Annotated in this window: 13 protein-coding genes and 1 other RNA gene; 1 reads left to right on the top strand and 13 read right to left on the bottom strand. The window is 48.2% G+C overall.

The features are described from left to right. Positions 1-123: 123 nt before the first annotated feature. From rnpB to HMPREF0240_RS20830, 11 genes are all read right to left on the bottom strand, one after another. Positions 124-473: RNase P RNA component class A (rnpB, locus tag HMPREF0240_RS23630), an RNA gene on the bottom strand. A gap of 89 nt (positions 474-562) precedes the next feature. Next, on the bottom strand, positions 563-1,036 hold the full coding sequence (rnhA, locus tag HMPREF0240_RS20880) for a ribonuclease HI (protein ID WP_009005387.1): 474 nt from the start codon (positions 1,034-1,036) through the stop codon (positions 563-565). Positions 1,037-1,095: 59 nt separating this feature from the next. Next, a complete protein-coding gene (locus HMPREF0240_RS20875; RefSeq protein ID WP_035314436.1) occupies positions 1,096-1,830 on the bottom strand; it encodes an MBL fold metallo-hydrolase in 735 nt (244 codons plus the stop codon). Continuing rightward, entirely contained in the window at positions 1,827-2,291 is a 465-nt protein-coding gene (locus HMPREF0240_RS20870) for a molybdopterin-binding protein (RefSeq protein ID WP_009005385.1), read from the bottom strand. Before HMPREF0240_RS20870 ends, HMPREF0240_RS20875 begins: the two co-directional genes overlap by 4 nt. A gap of 174 nt (positions 2,292-2,465) precedes the next feature. Continuing rightward, positions 2,466-3,743 carry an amidohydrolase gene (locus HMPREF0240_RS20865; RefSeq protein WP_009005384.1) on the bottom strand — a complete coding sequence of 426 codons (1,278 nt, stop codon included), beginning with the start codon at positions 3,741-3,743 and terminating at the stop codon, positions 2,466-2,468. Positions 3,744-3,808: 65 nt separating this feature from the next. Beyond that, positions 3,809-4,630, bottom strand: coding sequence for a purine-nucleoside phosphorylase (locus HMPREF0240_RS20860; protein ID WP_035314434.1), 822 nt, complete (start codon positions 4,628-4,630; stop codon positions 3,809-3,811). A gap of 870 nt (positions 4,631-5,500) precedes the next feature. Then, positions 5,501-6,973, bottom strand: a complete 1,473-nt coding sequence (gene spoIVA / locus HMPREF0240_RS20850; protein WP_009005382.1) for a stage IV sporulation protein A — start codon at positions 6,971-6,973, stop codon at positions 5,501-5,503. A 143-nt stretch (positions 6,974-7,116) separates the two neighbouring features. Further along, on the bottom strand, positions 7,117-8,136 hold the full coding sequence (locus HMPREF0240_RS20845; RefSeq protein ID WP_009005381.1) for an NAD(P)H-dependent glycerol-3-phosphate dehydrogenase: 1,020 nt from the start codon (positions 8,134-8,136) through the stop codon (positions 7,117-7,119). A 25-nt stretch (positions 8,137-8,161) separates the two neighbouring features. Further along, positions 8,162-8,806 (bottom strand): glycerol-3-phosphate 1-O-acyltransferase PlsY, encoded by a 645-nt coding sequence (gene plsY, locus HMPREF0240_RS20840; RefSeq protein ID WP_009005380.1) that lies wholly within the window; start codon positions 8,804-8,806, stop codon positions 8,162-8,164. Between the two features lie 2 nt (positions 8,807-8,808). Continuing rightward, positions 8,809-10,137: a ribosome biogenesis GTPase Der gene (gene der / locus HMPREF0240_RS20835; protein WP_009005379.1), complete on the bottom strand. Its 1,329-nt coding sequence runs from the start codon at positions 10,135-10,137 to the stop codon at positions 8,809-8,811. A 38-nt stretch (positions 10,138-10,175) separates the two neighbouring features. Further along, positions 10,176-11,483, bottom strand: coding sequence for a DUF512 domain-containing protein (locus tag HMPREF0240_RS20830; protein ID WP_009005378.1), 1,308 nt, complete (start codon positions 11,481-11,483; stop codon positions 10,176-10,178). A 173-nt stretch (positions 11,484-11,656) separates the two neighbouring features. On the opposite strand from HMPREF0240_RS20830, the gene HMPREF0240_RS20825 reads away from it, so the two are divergent. Beyond that, positions 11,657-12,832: a ribose-phosphate pyrophosphokinase gene (locus HMPREF0240_RS20825; RefSeq protein ID WP_009005377.1), complete on the top strand. Its 1,176-nt coding sequence runs from the start codon at positions 11,657-11,659 to the stop codon at positions 12,830-12,832. Positions 12,833-13,768: 936 nt separating this feature from the next. On the opposite strand, the gene HMPREF0240_RS20820 is transcribed toward HMPREF0240_RS20825, so the two are convergent. Continuing rightward, complete coding sequence (locus tag HMPREF0240_RS20820) at positions 13,769-14,266, bottom strand: DUF1653 domain-containing protein (RefSeq protein WP_009005376.1); 498 nt, start codon at positions 14,264-14,266, stop codon at positions 13,769-13,771. Between the two features lie 182 nt (positions 14,267-14,448). Then, the gene (ilvA, locus tag HMPREF0240_RS20815; RefSeq protein ID WP_009005375.1) at positions 14,449-15,663 is read right to left on the bottom strand and encodes a threonine ammonia-lyase; all 1,215 of its coding nucleotides are present in this window, start codon (positions 15,661-15,663) and stop codon (positions 14,449-14,451) included. Positions 15,664-15,679: the final 16 nt, after the last annotated feature.

Here is a 15,679-nt window from a genome sequence, read left to right as displayed (position 1 = left end):
GCTTTCTTATGGTATATATTTCCGTGTTCATTAAAAATAAATGGCACCTGCAAAAAAACGGCGCCATGACTTAGTTTCTATCCTGCACGGCATGTCATTTCCGTCAGCCGTTTATTATTACTGTGGTTAAGCAAGACGATAAGCCGGGTTATGTCGTTGGACAATCATCTATCTAGGCCTGATGTCGCCACCAGGCTCAAGCGACCTACCTAAAGCGTGACGGGCCGCCACGTGGCTTTTATTCGGTCTTGCTTCGGATGGGGTTTACATGTGCCCTCTCTGTTACCAGCGAGGCGGTAGTCTCTTACACTGCCTTTCCACCCTTACCGGGAATATCCCGGCGGTATATTTCTGTTGCACTGGCCTTGGAGTCACCTCCACCGGACGTTATCCGGCATCCTGCCCTGTGAAGCCCGGACTTTCCTCGTCTGCAGCTTTTCAGCTCCCGCAGCCGCGATTGTCTGTCTTACTTAACACAGTTGTATATTATACTATGTATTTTGATATCTGTCCAGAATCTATTTCAGAAAACAGATAAATCGCCTTAATCCAGAATTTCTGCTTACACTCCTTCATCGATGATCAGGCCGCTGCCGTCTGCCGCAGTCGTTGCCAGTTCATCGCAGCGCTCATTCTGTGGATGCCCGTCGTGTCCCTTCACCCAGTGGAAAGTAACCCTGTGCTGCGCTTTTGCCGCCAAAAGCCTTTTCCACAAATCCACATTTTTTACAGGTTCGTTCTTTCCCCTCTTCCAGCCTTTCTTCAGCCAGCCGTCTATCCAGTGCTGATTAAACGCATCCACCACGTATTTTGAGTCGGAATAAACTTCCACCGTACAAGGACGATTCAGCGCTTCCAGACCGCTGATCACGGCCATCAGTTCCATCCGGTTATTTGTTGTCTTAACATACCCCTGGGACAGTTCCTTTGTGTGCAGGCTGCCCTTGCCATCCACGTATTCCAGAACAGCTCCATAGCCCCCTGGTCCGTCCGGATTTCCTCTTGCAGCACCATCTGTATATAATTTTACTTGCATAATTACCAATCACTCCATATTCAGTCTTATTTTAAGCGGCCTGTTTTCACTGGCTCCTTTTACTGCATAATTTCCCTGACGCTTTCATGAAAAGACTTATCTTTGCTCTTTTCCAGCACAAATACCTGTCCTTCTTTTTCTATCCGGTAAATTTTATCTGCATATTCCTCCGTACTTTTTTCCATTGCCAGACGGTCGAATATCCCGTAATTTTCCCAGAAATGCATGGGAAATACAGCCCTGGTCTCTGTCCGCTTCATAAAGCAGTCCAGTCCCCAGAAATATTGCTCTCCAAGCCTGGGGTCCACCGGTACAAACGCTGCATCAATCTTCACCCCATGCAGCTTATTGATCTCATACTGATAGTTCCGCCGCATCATCGTATTATAAGCCTTGCTCTCTTCCTCCCAGTGCCACCAGTTCAAATCTCCGGCGTGATAAACCATATACTCTCCATACTGAACGAGAAATGCCACGCCTTCATCGGTGGATCGCAGTGTACGGATCTTACAGCCGTCCACATTTTTCTCCACGTTCGGTCCCAGGAGTATGACATCACTGACGCCGTCCGGCTCCACATCGTCAGACAGGATAAATGAAATATCCGGCAGAAACTCCCTCATTTTAAAAATATCCTTTTTAAAATGATCATAATGTGAATGACTGACAAATACATAAAACTTTTTGCCAGTATTCAGCCTGGGCAGTTCTCCTTTGTAATAATCAAACAAAAAATATGCTGTCTCCAGCTCCACAAGAAATCCACTGTGGTCTAAATATGTAATTTGCATCATACACTCAACATCTCCACAACATGTACTAATTCCGGCAGGATGTACTCCAGGCTCTCCTTAGCCGACTTTGCCCCCTCCGGCAGATTTACCATCAGCGTGTGTTTACGGATTCCCGCCGCAGAACGGTCCAGAATCGCTTTTTTTGAATACCGGATGTTATAAGCGCGGATGGCTTCCGGTATTCCCGGAAGAAGCCGCTCAGAGACTTCCATCACTACATCAGGCGCACAATCTTTTTTGCGGATCCCCGTCCCGCCGGTAGTCAGAATCAATTCCACTGCTCCCGTATCAGCCAGCCTCTTCAATACTGCAAACGCCACTTTTTTATCCTCGGGCAGAACTCCCGCCGCCTTCACCTCAAAGCCCACCTGCTCCAGCATGCGTTTCAGCGCAGTCGCCGCGGCGCTTTCTTTCCTCGCTTTATATAAACCCGTATTCAAAGTAAAAATTGCTGCTTTCATCTATAGTACTCCTTTCCATAGGGGTCAGACCCCTTTGCTGTCCGTTTTCTGAATATTCGTAAAATAAAGAGAATGGCTTATTCCACCATTCTCTTTATTATACGTGTATTTCTTCTGTTAGGCAACATTTTTTCCTGCGTCATTTCTTAACATTCTATTTATATTATCTGATAATTATCCCAGAATGCGCCGTGCAGACTGATTTGCCCTGGCAAAAATCTCTTCCTTAGTTGAATCCAGGTAATATTCTCCATTTTCGTAGAGCACTTTTCCTGCCACCATCGTCATCTTTACGTTCTGTTTGCTTCCACTATAAACCAGGTTTTTCTCCAAATTCTGGATGGGCTGCATGTTAGGCTGCTGAAGATCAATGAGGACCATATCGGCTTTCTTACCCTCTGCCAGTGTATCACACTCCGGCAGTCCCATTGCATGAGCACCGTTTACAGCTGCCATCTTCAGGACTTCCATGGCCGGAACTGCTTCCGGGTCATCGCAGAGTACCTTCTGGAGTCCCGTTGTCAGGAACATCTCCCGGAACATGTCCAGACAGTTGTTGCTTGCCGGCCCGTCTGTACCAATGGCTACAGGGATATCCATATCCAGATACCGTTTCACCGGAGCAATACCGCTTGCAAGTTTCAGATTGGATGCAGGATTGGTCACAACGTAAAGGCCGCGTTCTTTTACAATATCAAAATCCGCATCGTCCAGATGTACGCCGTGGAACAGTCCGCCGCCATGTACAAAAAGTCCCAGGGAGTCCATGTAAGCAACCGGAGTCATCCCCGTTCTGCTTCTGCAGTCCTCCACTTCTCTTTTCGTCTCTGAACAGTGTACATAAACCGGAATCTGATATTTTTCAGAGAGCGCCGCCAGGCCTTCCATCATCTCACGGCCGGTGGTATATTCTGCATGAAATCCAAGCTGATAGGAAACCAGCCTGTCCGGATCCTGGTTATAGCGCTTATAATCCGCCTCAACTTCATCCAGCGTCCCCCCGAAATCATTGATGCTCTCGCAGATTACTGTCCTGAACCCGGTATCCACAGCCGCGCGTTCTCCCGCCGGTTTATTAATATACATATCAAAAATGGACGTAATACCGCTGGTCAGATATTCCATAATCGCAAGCTTATTCAGCCAGTAAATGTCCTCCCCCGTCAGCTTTGCTTCTGCCGGAAATACCCTGGTATTCAGCCATTCGTCCAGCTTCATATCATCCGCATGGGAACGTAAAAACGTCATAGCGGAATGGGTATGTGCATTTTTAAATCCGGGCATCAGAAGATTGCCCTGCCCGTCAATTTCTCTGTCCCATGTTTCCTTTGCATCCATCACGACCGGACCGACATAAGCAATCGCATCCCCCTTAACCCAGACCTCACCTCTGAAAATGCCTTTCCCGGCTTCCATTGTAAGGATTCTCACATTATAAATTCGAATATTCATATCTTTTCCCTCTTATCTGTATATTTTACGTTTATACGTTTCCATACGCTTCACAAAATCCCCGGCTATATCTTCTCAATTATCTTCGTTACCAGTCTTTCAAACTCCTCTGAGCGTGTATTCGCCACAGCCTGTACATCCAGATGGCTCAGTTCTTCCCCTGTAATGCCACATGCCATATTGGAAATACAGGAAATTCCACATACCCGCACGCCCGCATGACGCGCCACAATTGCTTCACAGGCAGTGCTCATGCCGACCGCATCCGCCCCAATAGCTGCAAACATCCTGATCTCTGCCGGACTCTCAAAGTTCGGTCCCGAGGACTGTACATAAACCCCTTCCTGAATCTGGATCTTCTCCTCTTCGGCTGTTGCACGGATCAGTTCCATCAGCTCCACATCGTAAATATGCGTCATGTCTGGAAAACGTGTTCCCAGCTCCGACACATTCTCACCGATCAGAGGCGACGGCACAAAATTGGAAATCTGGTCCGTAATCATCATAAAATCTCCTACACGGAAAGATCTGTTGATCCCGCCCGACGCATTCGTGAGAAACAGAACCTCAATGCCCATCATCTTCATCAGCCTGACAGGGAGCACAACATCTTCAATCGAATATCCTTCATAGTAGTGCACCCGTCCCTTCATGACAACAACCGGCACGTTTCCAATATATCCCAGCAGAAACCTTCCGTCATGTCCTTCCACAGTGGACACCGGAAATCCAGGAATATCACCGTACGGAATCTCGCACTCCACCCGCATATTTCTGGCATAGTTGCCCAACCCGGAGCCAAGGATCAATCCCGCGCGCGGCTTAAATGTTGTTACGGACTGATAGTATTCATAACACTTCATCACCTTTTCATATTGTCTGCTCATACTGACTCTCCTCATCATTAATACTAAATATACACCTGGGAATATTATACCCCGTCCCCCCCAATCCCACAAGAAGAATTTTGGGGGGCTTGGAGGCGGTTTTAAGGGGGACGCCAGCGGGGAGAGGGACTTCCGAAGGGCCGGGGAAAAAGAAAAAGCCCTTTCTGGGTGCTTTGCATTTGCTGAGAACGGCTAAATGGAAATCCTGCCGGATGTTGAGGCATCAGAGGCATTCACTGCATAATCTTGATGATTATGCAGCTCAGGCCTCTTTAAAATCGGCTTTGTGAGCCGCTTTTAGCCTCAACATCCGGCAGGATTTCCATTAAGCCGTTCTAGCGCGCATTCTATGCATCCAGAAAGGGCTTTTTCTTTTTCCCCGGCCCTTCGGAAGTCCCTCTCCCCGCTGGCTATGTTCTTCAAGGCGGCAGGTAAGCTCCCTGGGGGGAATTCGACGGGAGCAGCGGATGAAGCTGGATATGCGGATTAATTATTCCTCCAGCCACATTGATCCGCGTATCCAGCCCCATCCGTCTCCCCCGCTATCAGCCTCCCGGAGATGAAGGCCTTCCTGGGACCGGATGAACGTAGCTGTATGGAATCGAAACAGGGGGCTTTTGGATGCGTGTTTAGGGGATTACTGTCCCTTCATCAAAATGAAAGCCGGCATATGAACTTTCCGCAGGACTTCCAGTCCTGCGGAAAAGACGACTTATACGGGAATGCATCCGGCATTCCCGTGTTTGTCGTCGGTGTTCATCATGCCGGCTTTCATTTTGATTAGGGACAGTTATCCCCTAAACCCGTATCCAAAAGCCCCCTGTCTCGATTCCATACAGCGGCCCCCTTCGACCTAACCTGCCCTCACCTCTAAATGATAATGCAGACAAGTCCTCCGTTGCTGTCGTTTACTATTTTCTGCATGGTGTCCTGCAGTTTTGCCTGGCTTTCGTCGTTGATCATGGTGATCTTGTTCCGCATTCCGTCCATGACCAGTTCCTCGATTGATTTTCCAAAAATGTTGGTTCCCCATACACCTTCAGGTGTCTCGCTTTCTGCCTTGATGTATTCTACCAGATCCTCGGCCTGTTTTTCGTTTCCTACGATCGGTGCTATCTCTGTTTCTATGTTGGCCCTTATCATATGGATCGACGGTGCTTCCGAATGGATCTTCACTCCGTATTTGTTGCCCTGCTTGATGATCTGCGGCTCATCCAGCATGATTTCCTCTTTCTTCGGACTTACAACCCCGTATCCCTTCATTTTAACGTCCGCAAATGCGTCTTTGATCTGCGTGTACTCTTCCTTCATGGCTGCCAGCTCTTTCATGGCGGAAATCAGCTCGTACTCGCCTTTTATGTCCGTGCCGGTTAACTCACTGAGGACTTCATAATAGTACTGCTCTGCAAAGCCGATCCGTATCTTGACTCTGCCGGTATCCATCTCGATCTTTTCTACATTTACCTGATCTATGTAGGGACTGTCCGTATGCGGCGCTTTATTTGCTGCGCTCCGGATGTCTTTTAGCTCTCCCATAACAGACTTTACATTCTGGAGCAGATCCGCCTTGATCCGATGATCTCTGGAAAGCATCTCCACCCATTTTGGAATGTAGAACTCCACTTCTGCTATCGGGAACTCGTACAGTACCTGGCGCATAATATTGTGGATATCCTCAGTTCGGAGCTGCTCACAGTTGGCCGGCAGCACGGATACCCCGTATTTTTCCTCCATCTCTTCCTTCAGTGCTTTTGCATCATCCGTATAAGGCTTTTGTGTGTTCAGCAGGATAATAAATGGCTTGCCGATCGACTGCAGTTCTTTGATTGTCTTTTCTTCTGCTGCTATGTAATTTTCTCTCGGGAGATCACCAATACTCCCGTCCGTCGTAACCACAATTCCTATTGTTGCATGGTCATGGATTACTTTCTGTGTACCGATTGCTGCCGCTTTGGTAAATGGAATCTCATACTCGAACCAGGGTGTCTTCACCTGTCTCTCTGTATCATTTTCAATATGCCCGGAGGCTCCGTCTACCATATACCCCACACAGTCGATCAGGCGGATCTTCACTTCCACATCATCCGACAGTTTAATGGCAGCCGCTTCCTTGGGCACGAATTTGGGTTCCGTAGTCATGATTGTGGTGCCGGACGCGGACTGGGGCAGTTCGTCCTTCGTCCTTTCTCTTGCATGTTCATCTGTCATATTGGGGAGTACAAGTAAATCCATAAACCGTTTAATAAAGGTTGACTTGCCTGTCCGAACCGGACCAACCACTCCAATATAAATCTCACCGTTTGTTCTAGCTTTCATGTCTTTGTATAACTGAAATGAATCCATAAAAATACCCCCTTGTTCTGCTGATACCAATTTATGCGCAGATAAGGGGGTTTATGCATCTTTCTTTTTTATCATTCAGAATATGTTTCCAAAAACGGCCTGGCCATATCGTACTTTATCTCCCGGCGGTTTTTACATCCGAACTATTTGTCATCCGGCCACGGCAGGGAGGAATGCTCGCTTTTCAGTTCCCTCAGCATCAGTTCATCTACCGCCTCCGCAGGGTTCTTGCCCTCGAAGAGCACTGCATTGACCTGGGTCACGATGGGCAGGGCCACATCGTATTCTACGGCCAGTTTTGCGGCCGCTTTTGCAGAATACACACCCTCAACGACCATCTTTACTTCATCCATGGCCTCTTCCATAGTTCTTCCCTGGCCAATCAGGTATCCAGCCTTTCTGTTGCGGCTGTGCACGCTGGCACAGGTTACAATCAGGTCGCCGATTCCGGTCAGCCCGGTAAATGTCTCAATCTTGCCGCCCATTTTCACACCAAGCCTTGCAATTTCCGCAATTCCTCTCGTGATCAGGGCCGCTTTCGTATTATCTCCGTAACCCAGACCGTCTGCAATACCGGCTGCAAGCGCTATGACATTTTTCAAAGATCCGCCCAGCTCAATGCCCAGTATGTCAGGGCTTGTGTACACACGGAACACACGGCTGATAAACATGGACTGAAGATACTCCGCAGTCTTTCTGCTTTTTGCACCGATCACACATGTTGTCGGAAGCTTTCTGCCCACTTCCTCAGCATGGCTTGGACCGGACAGTACGGCAACATCCGCCTGGGGGATCTCCTCCTCGATCTGCTGAGAAAGCGTCATCAGTGTTGTTTCCTCGATTCCCTTGGCCACATCCACAATGATCTGTCCTTCTTTTACATATGGGCTCATTGATTTTGCGGTCGCCCTGGTAAACGGTGACGGCACCGCCAGCACCAGAAAGTCTTTCCCAGCGATTGCCTCTTCCAGTTCATTCGTAATCACCATATCCCCGGGCAGCTTTACACCCGGAAGTTTCGAAGCATGCTCTCTCTTCTCGGTCAGCATCTTTACTTCCTCTTTGTCAATTGACCACACGGTAACCTGATGTCCGTTCTCGTACAGCAGCACAGAAAGTGCTGTCCCCCAGCTTCCGGCTCCTAACACACCTACATTCGCCATAATGTTCCTCCCTTAATGATATATATTATTTTGCTTCTTTTTTCTTGCCTGAACCAAATCTATTCTCTGTGCCTGCAAGCAGCCGGCCGATATTTTCTTTATGTCTGTACCATGCAAGTAATGTGAGCAGAAGTACTAATATATACAGCTCATATGTATACGGGGCCGCCATATGGAATTCTCCAAGATACCCGAAAATCACGATTTCAATAAAAAACAGTGATGAAGCAAGAAGCGAACCCAGAGACACGTATCTTGTAAAAATCGCAGCAATCAGAAATGCCGCCAGCGGAATCGGCACCAGCAGCGGGTTTGTGGATACAACCAGCCCTGCCAGTACGGCAATCCCTTTTCCGCCCTTAAAACGCAGATAAAATGGAAAGTTGTGACCCAGAGTCGCTCCCATTCCGGCATACATTGCCAGGAGGGGCAGGTATTCGCTCCCCCTGTATAGATACCGCACAAGAAAAATCGCAGCCACACATTTCAGGACATCTCCGGCAAATGTCAGAAGTCCGGCCTTCCAGCCCATAACACGCACCGCATTGGTGGAGCCGGCGTTGCCGCTCCCCTCTTTTCTGATGTCAATATGATTGATCTTCCCCACAAGATATCCCGTCTGCAGAAGTCCGAAGACATATCCTATTAAAAGGCAGATAATACGTTCCATAACTATTGCTCCTTTTCCTTTCTCTCCCTGATGAAAAACTTCAGAGATGTCCCTCTGAAACCAAATGCCTCTCTGATTTTATTTTCCAGATACCTGGTGTAAGAAAAATGCATCAGTTCTTTATCATTTACAAATATAACAAAGGTCGGCGGCTTAACGGATACCTGCGTAATATAATACAGTTTCAGCCTCTTTCCCTTGTCGGACGGCGGCTGCTGCATCGCGACCGCTTCCGTCATAATCTCATTGAGAACTCCTGTAGCCACTCTCAGTGTCTGGTTCTCAATTACTATATCAATCATCTCATAAAGCTTGTTCAGCCGCTGTCCGGTTACCGCCGAAACATACATGATCTCTGCATAGGACAGATAGGATAAAACCTGACGGATCTTATTGTCGTATTCCCGCATTGTCTTATCATTCTTCTCAACGGCATCCCATTTGTTTACAACGATGATAATGCCTTTTCCGCGTTCATGGGCAATCCCTGCGATCTTCGCATCCTGCTCCGTTACGCCTTCCTCGGCATCAATCACAATAAGAACTACATCGGCGCGCTCCACCGCCGTAACAGTGCGGATAATGCTGTAGCGCTCCAGCTCTTCTTTAATCCTGCTTTTCCTCCGCAGCCCTGCCGTATCAATAAAAATGTACTCCTTACCGTCATGAAGGATCTCTGTATCAATCGCATCTCTTGTGGTGCCCGCGACATCCGAAACGATCACGCGGTTCTCGCCCAAAAGTTTATTGATAATAGAAGATTTACCGACATTGGGCTTGCCTACAATGGCAATCCTCGGCCTGTCATCCTCTTCCTCTTCCCCCGCACTTTTCGGGAAATGTGCCGTAACTTCATCCAGCATGTCCCCTAATCCCAGCCTGGAGGCCGCTGAAATTGGAACCGGATCACCGATTCCCAGATTATAGAATTCATATACATCCGGCATAAATTTGTCAAAATTATCGACCTTATTAACGACAAGAATCACTGGTTTTCCTGACCTGCGCAGCATATCGGCCACTTTGGAGTCAGAATCCACCAGTCCCTGCTTTACATCCGTTATAAAAATAATGACATCCGCCGTGTCAATGGCGATCTGCGCCTGCTCCCGCATCTGTGAGAGGATCACATCCCTGCTGTCCGGCTCGATTCCCCCGGTATCAATCATTGTGAACTCCCTGTCCAGCCAGCTCACATCTGCATAGATACGGTCCCTCGTGACACCCGGCGTATCTTTTACAATTGAAATCATCTCACCCGCCAGAGCATTGAATAATGTAGATTTTCCAACATTCGGCCTTCCTACAATCGCTACTACTGGTTTACTCATATTTATCTGCTACCTTTCTTATATTCATATTATCAGTTTCATCCCAGGACCGCGTCAATCAGATCCTGCCCGCTTGATTTTACAATATCTAACGGCACTTGTAAAGCCTTCTCCACATCCTGAACGGTAAAATCATCCAGAAATACGTCCTCACCGGTCCTTAACATATTGCACGGAATCAGCAGCGCATCTCCCAGCGGCCTGTCCTTCATCTGTACGGTAAGATCCCGGCCCGTGATCAGTCCCGATACCGTAATCAGTTCGCCAAAAAAGTCGTTTCTCACTTCATAGAGGTGTACAATTATATTAGGAAACTTCTCTGTTAGTCTGCCCAGCATGCGCTCCAAATATGGGTAAGCAAGCCGCCCTGTTGCAAATGAAAGTTCTCTTTTCCTGTCATCACCTGTGATATGCTCCATTCCTTCCTCGAATTCATCCATCAGAAGCCGCAGCATTCCCACACCGTTCTCAAGCTGGAGATAACCGTCGTACCTTTCCTCCCCCGGCAGTTCCTCCCCTGCCAGAATATACCACTCATCACCTGCATGAATGAAATGGGTCCCATATTCCTCGTATACCCGATCCTGCCACTTATGGATCACCCGAAGAACTTCCTTTGCATCCTCCTTCGAAAATGGTTCCAGCGGATAAAGACCGTCTCTGAACTTTGTCAGACCAACGGGCACAACGGATACACTCTGCAGCAGAGGCAGGTATCCGGTCAGATCCCGAATGCTTCTCTCCAGCTCCGCCCCGTCATTCACACCTTTACAGAGTACAATCTGCCCGTTCATCTCGATCCCGCCCTGATACAGTATATCCACCTTTTTCAGAGCATCACCCGCGAAACGGTTATGAAGCATCTTACAGCGCAGTTCAGGATTTGTTGTATGGAAAGAAATATTAATCGGTTCCAGGTGGTACTTTACAATCCGCTCCACATCATGGTCACTCATATTGGTCAGCGTAATATAATTTCCCTGTAAAAAAGACAGCCTGGAATCATCGTCCTTAAAATACAACGTATCCCTCATCCCTGCGGGCATCTGGTCGATAAAGCAGAACATACACTTATTCCGGCAGGATCGATACTCATCCATCAGGCTCTGCCCGAATTCCAGCCCCAGCCCCTCATCTTCGTCCTTCTCAATCTCCAGCTCCCACTGTTCACCGCCTTGTTTCTCTATTAATAATACAATATTTTCATCATCAACGTAATAATGATAATCAAATACGTCTTCTATCTCATTGCCATTAATCGCCAGAAGCCTGTCCCCGGGCTCGATCCCCATCTCTTCTCCGATGCTTCCCGGATGTACAGTACTCACAATGTGCTCATGTTTCATCTCATATCTCCTCAAAGTCCAGAATAGACTTGCTAAGTCTGCTATTCATTATAGCATAATTAGCAGTTTGCGCAAGCTATGCTTGAATTTAGGCATAAAAAATGATATAACCATATATGTAGAATAGGCTGAGTCCCAGTCCTTTTAAATTTCGTCTAACATAGGAGAAAATCATGTCAAATATTGAATTATTAGAAAAAACTCTTCCTGTAGCCCCCCTCAAGATTGTGGCCATGGAAAGCTGTGAAAAAATGGGGAAAAAGGTAAATGACTATATTGTATCCTTCCGCGAGAATACGATTTGTGAGGTAAAGTCATCCTCTCCCCTCTATGTAAATTATGAATCTAACAACTATCTGGTGGACTGCTGCTGCCCTCGTTTCGGTTCCGGTGAGGCTAAGGGAATCCTCAAGGAGACAATCCGCGGCACAGATCTGTTCATTATGACCGACGTGTGTAACTACAGTCTCACCTATACCGTCAACGGACATCTCAACCACATGTCCCCCGACGATCATTTTCAGGATCTGAAAAGAATCATATCCGCCGCTACAGGCAAGGCGAGGCGGATCAATGTCATTATGCCGTTCATGTATGAGAGCCGCCAGCACAAGAGAACCAAGAGGGAGTCTCTTGACTGTGCAATCGCCCTGGAAGAACTGACTGCCATGGGAACCACCAACATTATTACCTTCGATGCCCACGATCCAAGGGTTCAGAACGCAATTCCGCTGAAAGGCTTCGACAGTTTCAATCCGCCTTATCAGTTCATGAAAGCATTATTCCGCTCGGTACCCGACTTAAAGGCAGACAAGGAGCATCTGATGATCATCAGCCCTGACGAGGGAGCGATGCATCGTGCAGTATACTTCTCCAACGTACTCGGCGTAGAGATGGGTATGTTCTACAAGCGCCGCGACTATTCCACAGTAGTCAATGGCAAGAACCCCATCGTAGCCCACGAATTCCTGGGCGATGATGTCAACGGAAAAGACGTCATCATCGTAGACGACATGATTTCATCCGGCGAAAGCATGCTGGATGTAGCCAAACAATTAAAAGACCGCAACGCGGCCAGAGTATTCGTATGTACCACCTTCGGCCTCTTCACAGACGGCTTTGAAAAATTCGACGAATACTACCAAAATGGCTACATCGACCGGGTAATCACAACCAACCTCACCTATCTGCCGCCTATAGTAAAAGAAAAACCCTACTTCGTAACAGCAGATATGAGCAAATTCCTGGCACTCATCATCGATTCACTAAACCACGATACTTCCATCGGTTCGGTACTGAACCCAACCGACAAAATCCACGCACTTCTCGAAAAAAAACGCAGGGGGTAGAAGGGGGAAGTGAGATTGACTCACAGGTCCGCCTCAGAGAAGGGGCAGGTGTTTTCGGGGGCGGGAATGTGGGGGAAGCATTTCTATACAGAAAAAGAAGGATGAATTGCGGCACCGGGGACATTCGGGGAAAATTCGATAATTTTCCCCTGCAGGTCCCCTTGAACTCATGGCTTGTAGCCATGAGTTCAGCCTGATTCATCCTTCTTTTTCTGTAAAGAAATGCTAATCCCCCACATTCATGCCCCCGAAAACACCTGCCCCTTCTCTGAGGCTGCGTACTTCCAGGCGGAACATTCCCTCTTTGGAGGTGCCCGCGGCCGGGACGCAGTGGATGTGTACTGGAGGATGCGGATATGTACCGGCGGGTTCAACTGCCTGATGAAAGCTGCGCCCTGATCCCTCCTGAATTATCCTATTGCCCGTAACCTTGCTAGTATCAGCCCTTTCTAGTTCTTTCCAATAAAGGTACTAATGTTAAAAGTGTCCATGCATATGGACCACTCTATTACCTATCTCCTGAAACAAAAAACTTACCTATCTCCTGATTGGTCAATATTCATCAACACCTCCCCCACTCAACCTCCCTCCGCTACTCCAATTCAATCCGCCGCGCCACCCAAAGGGTGCGTCGGCTTCAGGATAAGGTGTTCCGGCCGGAATGTCCCAGCGTCAGTCCTGCTGTGCCGGTGCGGGGGCTTCAGAGGGCGTATTACGTTTTCTTAGCGGAAAAACCGGGCAGGATGCGGACTGAATCGTGATTACCAAATCACGATTCAAGCTGACCTGAGACGGGAAACCATCAAGGTTTCCCGTTGAATGTCAGCGGTGTCCGCATCCTGCCCGGTTTTTCCGCTTAGAAAACGTTAGCGCCCGGCCAGCCCCCGCACCGGCACAGCAGGACTGACGCGTCCCCATACCAGCCATCCCCCCGCCTTATCTAAGCCTCCCCGTCTCGTATTTGATTTTCATACGCAGGCAGTTTACTACCCCTTCATACTGCATTTCCACAGTTTTCCCCGTCTCTGTATATCCCAGGCTTTCTGCTGCGGCGCTCAGAAACTGTCTGTTCAGTTCTGCTCTGTGGCGCTGGAGGAACTTGATTTTTTCCTCGTTGGATTCCAGATCGAGGAACCGGATGATCAGGGGTACTTCTTCTTTTACCGGCTGCTCTTCCTCTGCCGGCTCTGCGGGTGCCGCATAACCGGTCAGTTCAAAGCGGTATTCCTGCAGGACATCCGGATATTTACGGCGGTCCACCGGGCTTAAGAACATTTCCAGCGGGCGGGCATAGATGCCGTGGCCGTCATACAGTGCTTCATAGATTACCAGTTCTTCTTCAGTCTCTGTATTGACTGCAATGTGCAGCACCTTGTACTGTTTCCCTTTAAAATGTGTATATATTTCTCCGTCTTTTGGCCTTCTGCGGCTCATATGAAACACTCCTTTTCTACTCAACGTTTTCTTTTTTCTGGACGCACATGCCTGTGTAGACTAAAATCCTACAACCGGCTGAAAAAACTGCCGGCAAATCAATTTTCATTCATCTGCCGGCTGCTGTTATTGACATATCCAAAGGGCATGAATTCCAGGATACCTTTGAATATCTTTTTTCTTTAGTATAATTTTGCACTGATCATTTTTGGACGGAACCCTTTTTTCTCCAGGGCGTCCAGAATCTTGTGCTTATGCTCTGTTCCGAAAGCCTCCATTGTAATACGCAGTTCTACCGCTGCGTTCCTGTTCGTGCTTACAAACTGGTTGTGCTCCAGCTTGATAACATTGCCCTGCGCATCTGCAATTGTCGCTGCCACACGCACCAGCTCACCCGGTTTGTCCGGAAGGAGAACAGATACAGAGAAGATCCTGTCTCTCTGGATCAGGCCGTGCTGTACGATGGAGGACATGGTGATCACATCCATGTTGCCGCCGCTCAGGATACACACGACTTTTTTTCCTTTACACTCCAACTGCTTTAATGCGGCAACAGAGAGTAAGCCGGAATTCTCCACGATCATCTTATGGTTCTCTACCATATCCAGAAATGCTCCGATCAGCTCATCGTCCTCTACCAGCAGGATATCGTCTACATTTTCCTGTACATAAGGCAGGTTCTGTATTCCCACCGCCTTGACGGCCGTACCGTCTGCTATTGTATTGGCGCTCTCCAGCTCAACCACTTCCCCGGCCTGAAGAGCAGCTTTCATGCTGGCTGCCTCAGCCGGTTCCACGCCGATTACTTTGATTTTCGGATTCAGCATTTTCGCAAGTGTTGCAACTCCCGATATGAGGCCGCCTCCGCCTACAGGAACGAGGATATAGTCTACCGTGGGCAGTTCCTGGACGATCTCCATGGCAATGGTTCCCTGTCCGGTTGCAACGTCCAGATCGTCAAACGGGTGGACAAAGGTGTATCCGTTTTTTTCGGCAAGCTCGTAGGCGTAAGCACAGGCATCGTCATACACATCCCCGTAAAGGATCACTTCAGCCCCGTAACTTTTCGTGCGGTTCACTTTGATCAATGGTGTGACTGTAGGCATTACGATTGTCGCTTTACATCCATACTTTTTCGCGGCATAGGCAACTCCCTGGGCATGATTGCCGGCGGATGCAGTAATCAGGCCTTTCTGTCTCTCTTCCTCGGACAGCGTGCTGATCTTGTAATAGGCACCGCGGAGTTTATAGGCGCCGGTATGCTGCATATTTTCCGGCTTCAGATATACCCTGCCGCCGCTTGCCTCGCTCAGATATTCGCTGTAAACCAGCTTGGTCGGGTTTGTAACCTGTTTTACAATTTCGCTTGCTTCTTCAAACTTCTCTAATGTTAACATTTTACCCCTTCTTTCT

This window comes from Clostridium sp. D5 (assembly GCF_000190355.1).
Lineage (GTDB): Bacteria > Bacillota > Clostridia > Lachnospirales > Lachnospiraceae > Faecalicatena > Faecalicatena fissicatena_A.
This window is presented reverse-complemented; position numbering and strand designations above follow the sequence as displayed.

Coding starts and splice junctions, on each gene's coding strand:
- rnhA (WP_009005387.1), bottom strand. CDS start 1,036: ATGCAAGTAAAATTATATACAGATGGTGCTGCAAGAGGAAATCCGGAC.
- HMPREF0240_RS20875 (WP_035314436.1), bottom strand. CDS start 1,830: ATGATGCAAATTACATATTTAGACCACAGTGGATTTCTTGTGGAGCTG.
- HMPREF0240_RS20870 (WP_009005385.1), bottom strand. CDS start 2,291: ATGAAAGCAGCAATTTTTACTTTGAATACGGGTTTATATAAAGCGAGG.
- HMPREF0240_RS20865 (WP_009005384.1), bottom strand. CDS start 3,743: ATGAATATTCGAATTTATAATGTGAGAATCCTTACAATGGAAGCCGGG.
- HMPREF0240_RS20860 (WP_035314434.1), bottom strand. CDS start 4,630: ATGAGCAGACAATATGAAAAGGTGATGAAGTGTTATGAATACTATCAG.
- spoIVA (WP_009005382.1), bottom strand. CDS start 6,973: ATGGATTCATTTCAGTTATACAAAGACATGAAAGCTAGAACAAACGGT.
- HMPREF0240_RS20845 (WP_009005381.1), bottom strand. CDS start 8,136: ATGGCGAATGTAGGTGTGTTAGGAGCCGGAAGCTGGGGGACAGCACTT.
- plsY (WP_009005380.1), bottom strand. CDS start 8,806: ATGGAACGTATTATCTGCCTTTTAATAGGATATGTCTTCGGACTTCTG.
- der (WP_009005379.1), bottom strand. CDS start 10,137: ATGAGTAAACCAGTAGTAGCGATTGTAGGAAGGCCGAATGTTGGAAAA.
- HMPREF0240_RS20830 (WP_009005378.1), bottom strand. CDS start 11,483: ATGAAACATGAGCACATTGTGAGTACTGTACATCCGGGAAGCATCGGA.
- HMPREF0240_RS20825 (WP_009005377.1), top strand. CDS start 11,657: ATGTCAAATATTGAATTATTAGAAAAAACTCTTCCTGTAGCCCCCCTC.
- HMPREF0240_RS20820 (WP_009005376.1), bottom strand. CDS start 14,266: ATGAGCCGCAGAAGGCCAAAAGACGGAGAAATATATACACATTTTAAA.
- ilvA (WP_009005375.1), bottom strand. CDS start 15,663: ATGTTAACATTAGAGAAGTTTGAAGAAGCAAGCGAAATTGTAAAACAG.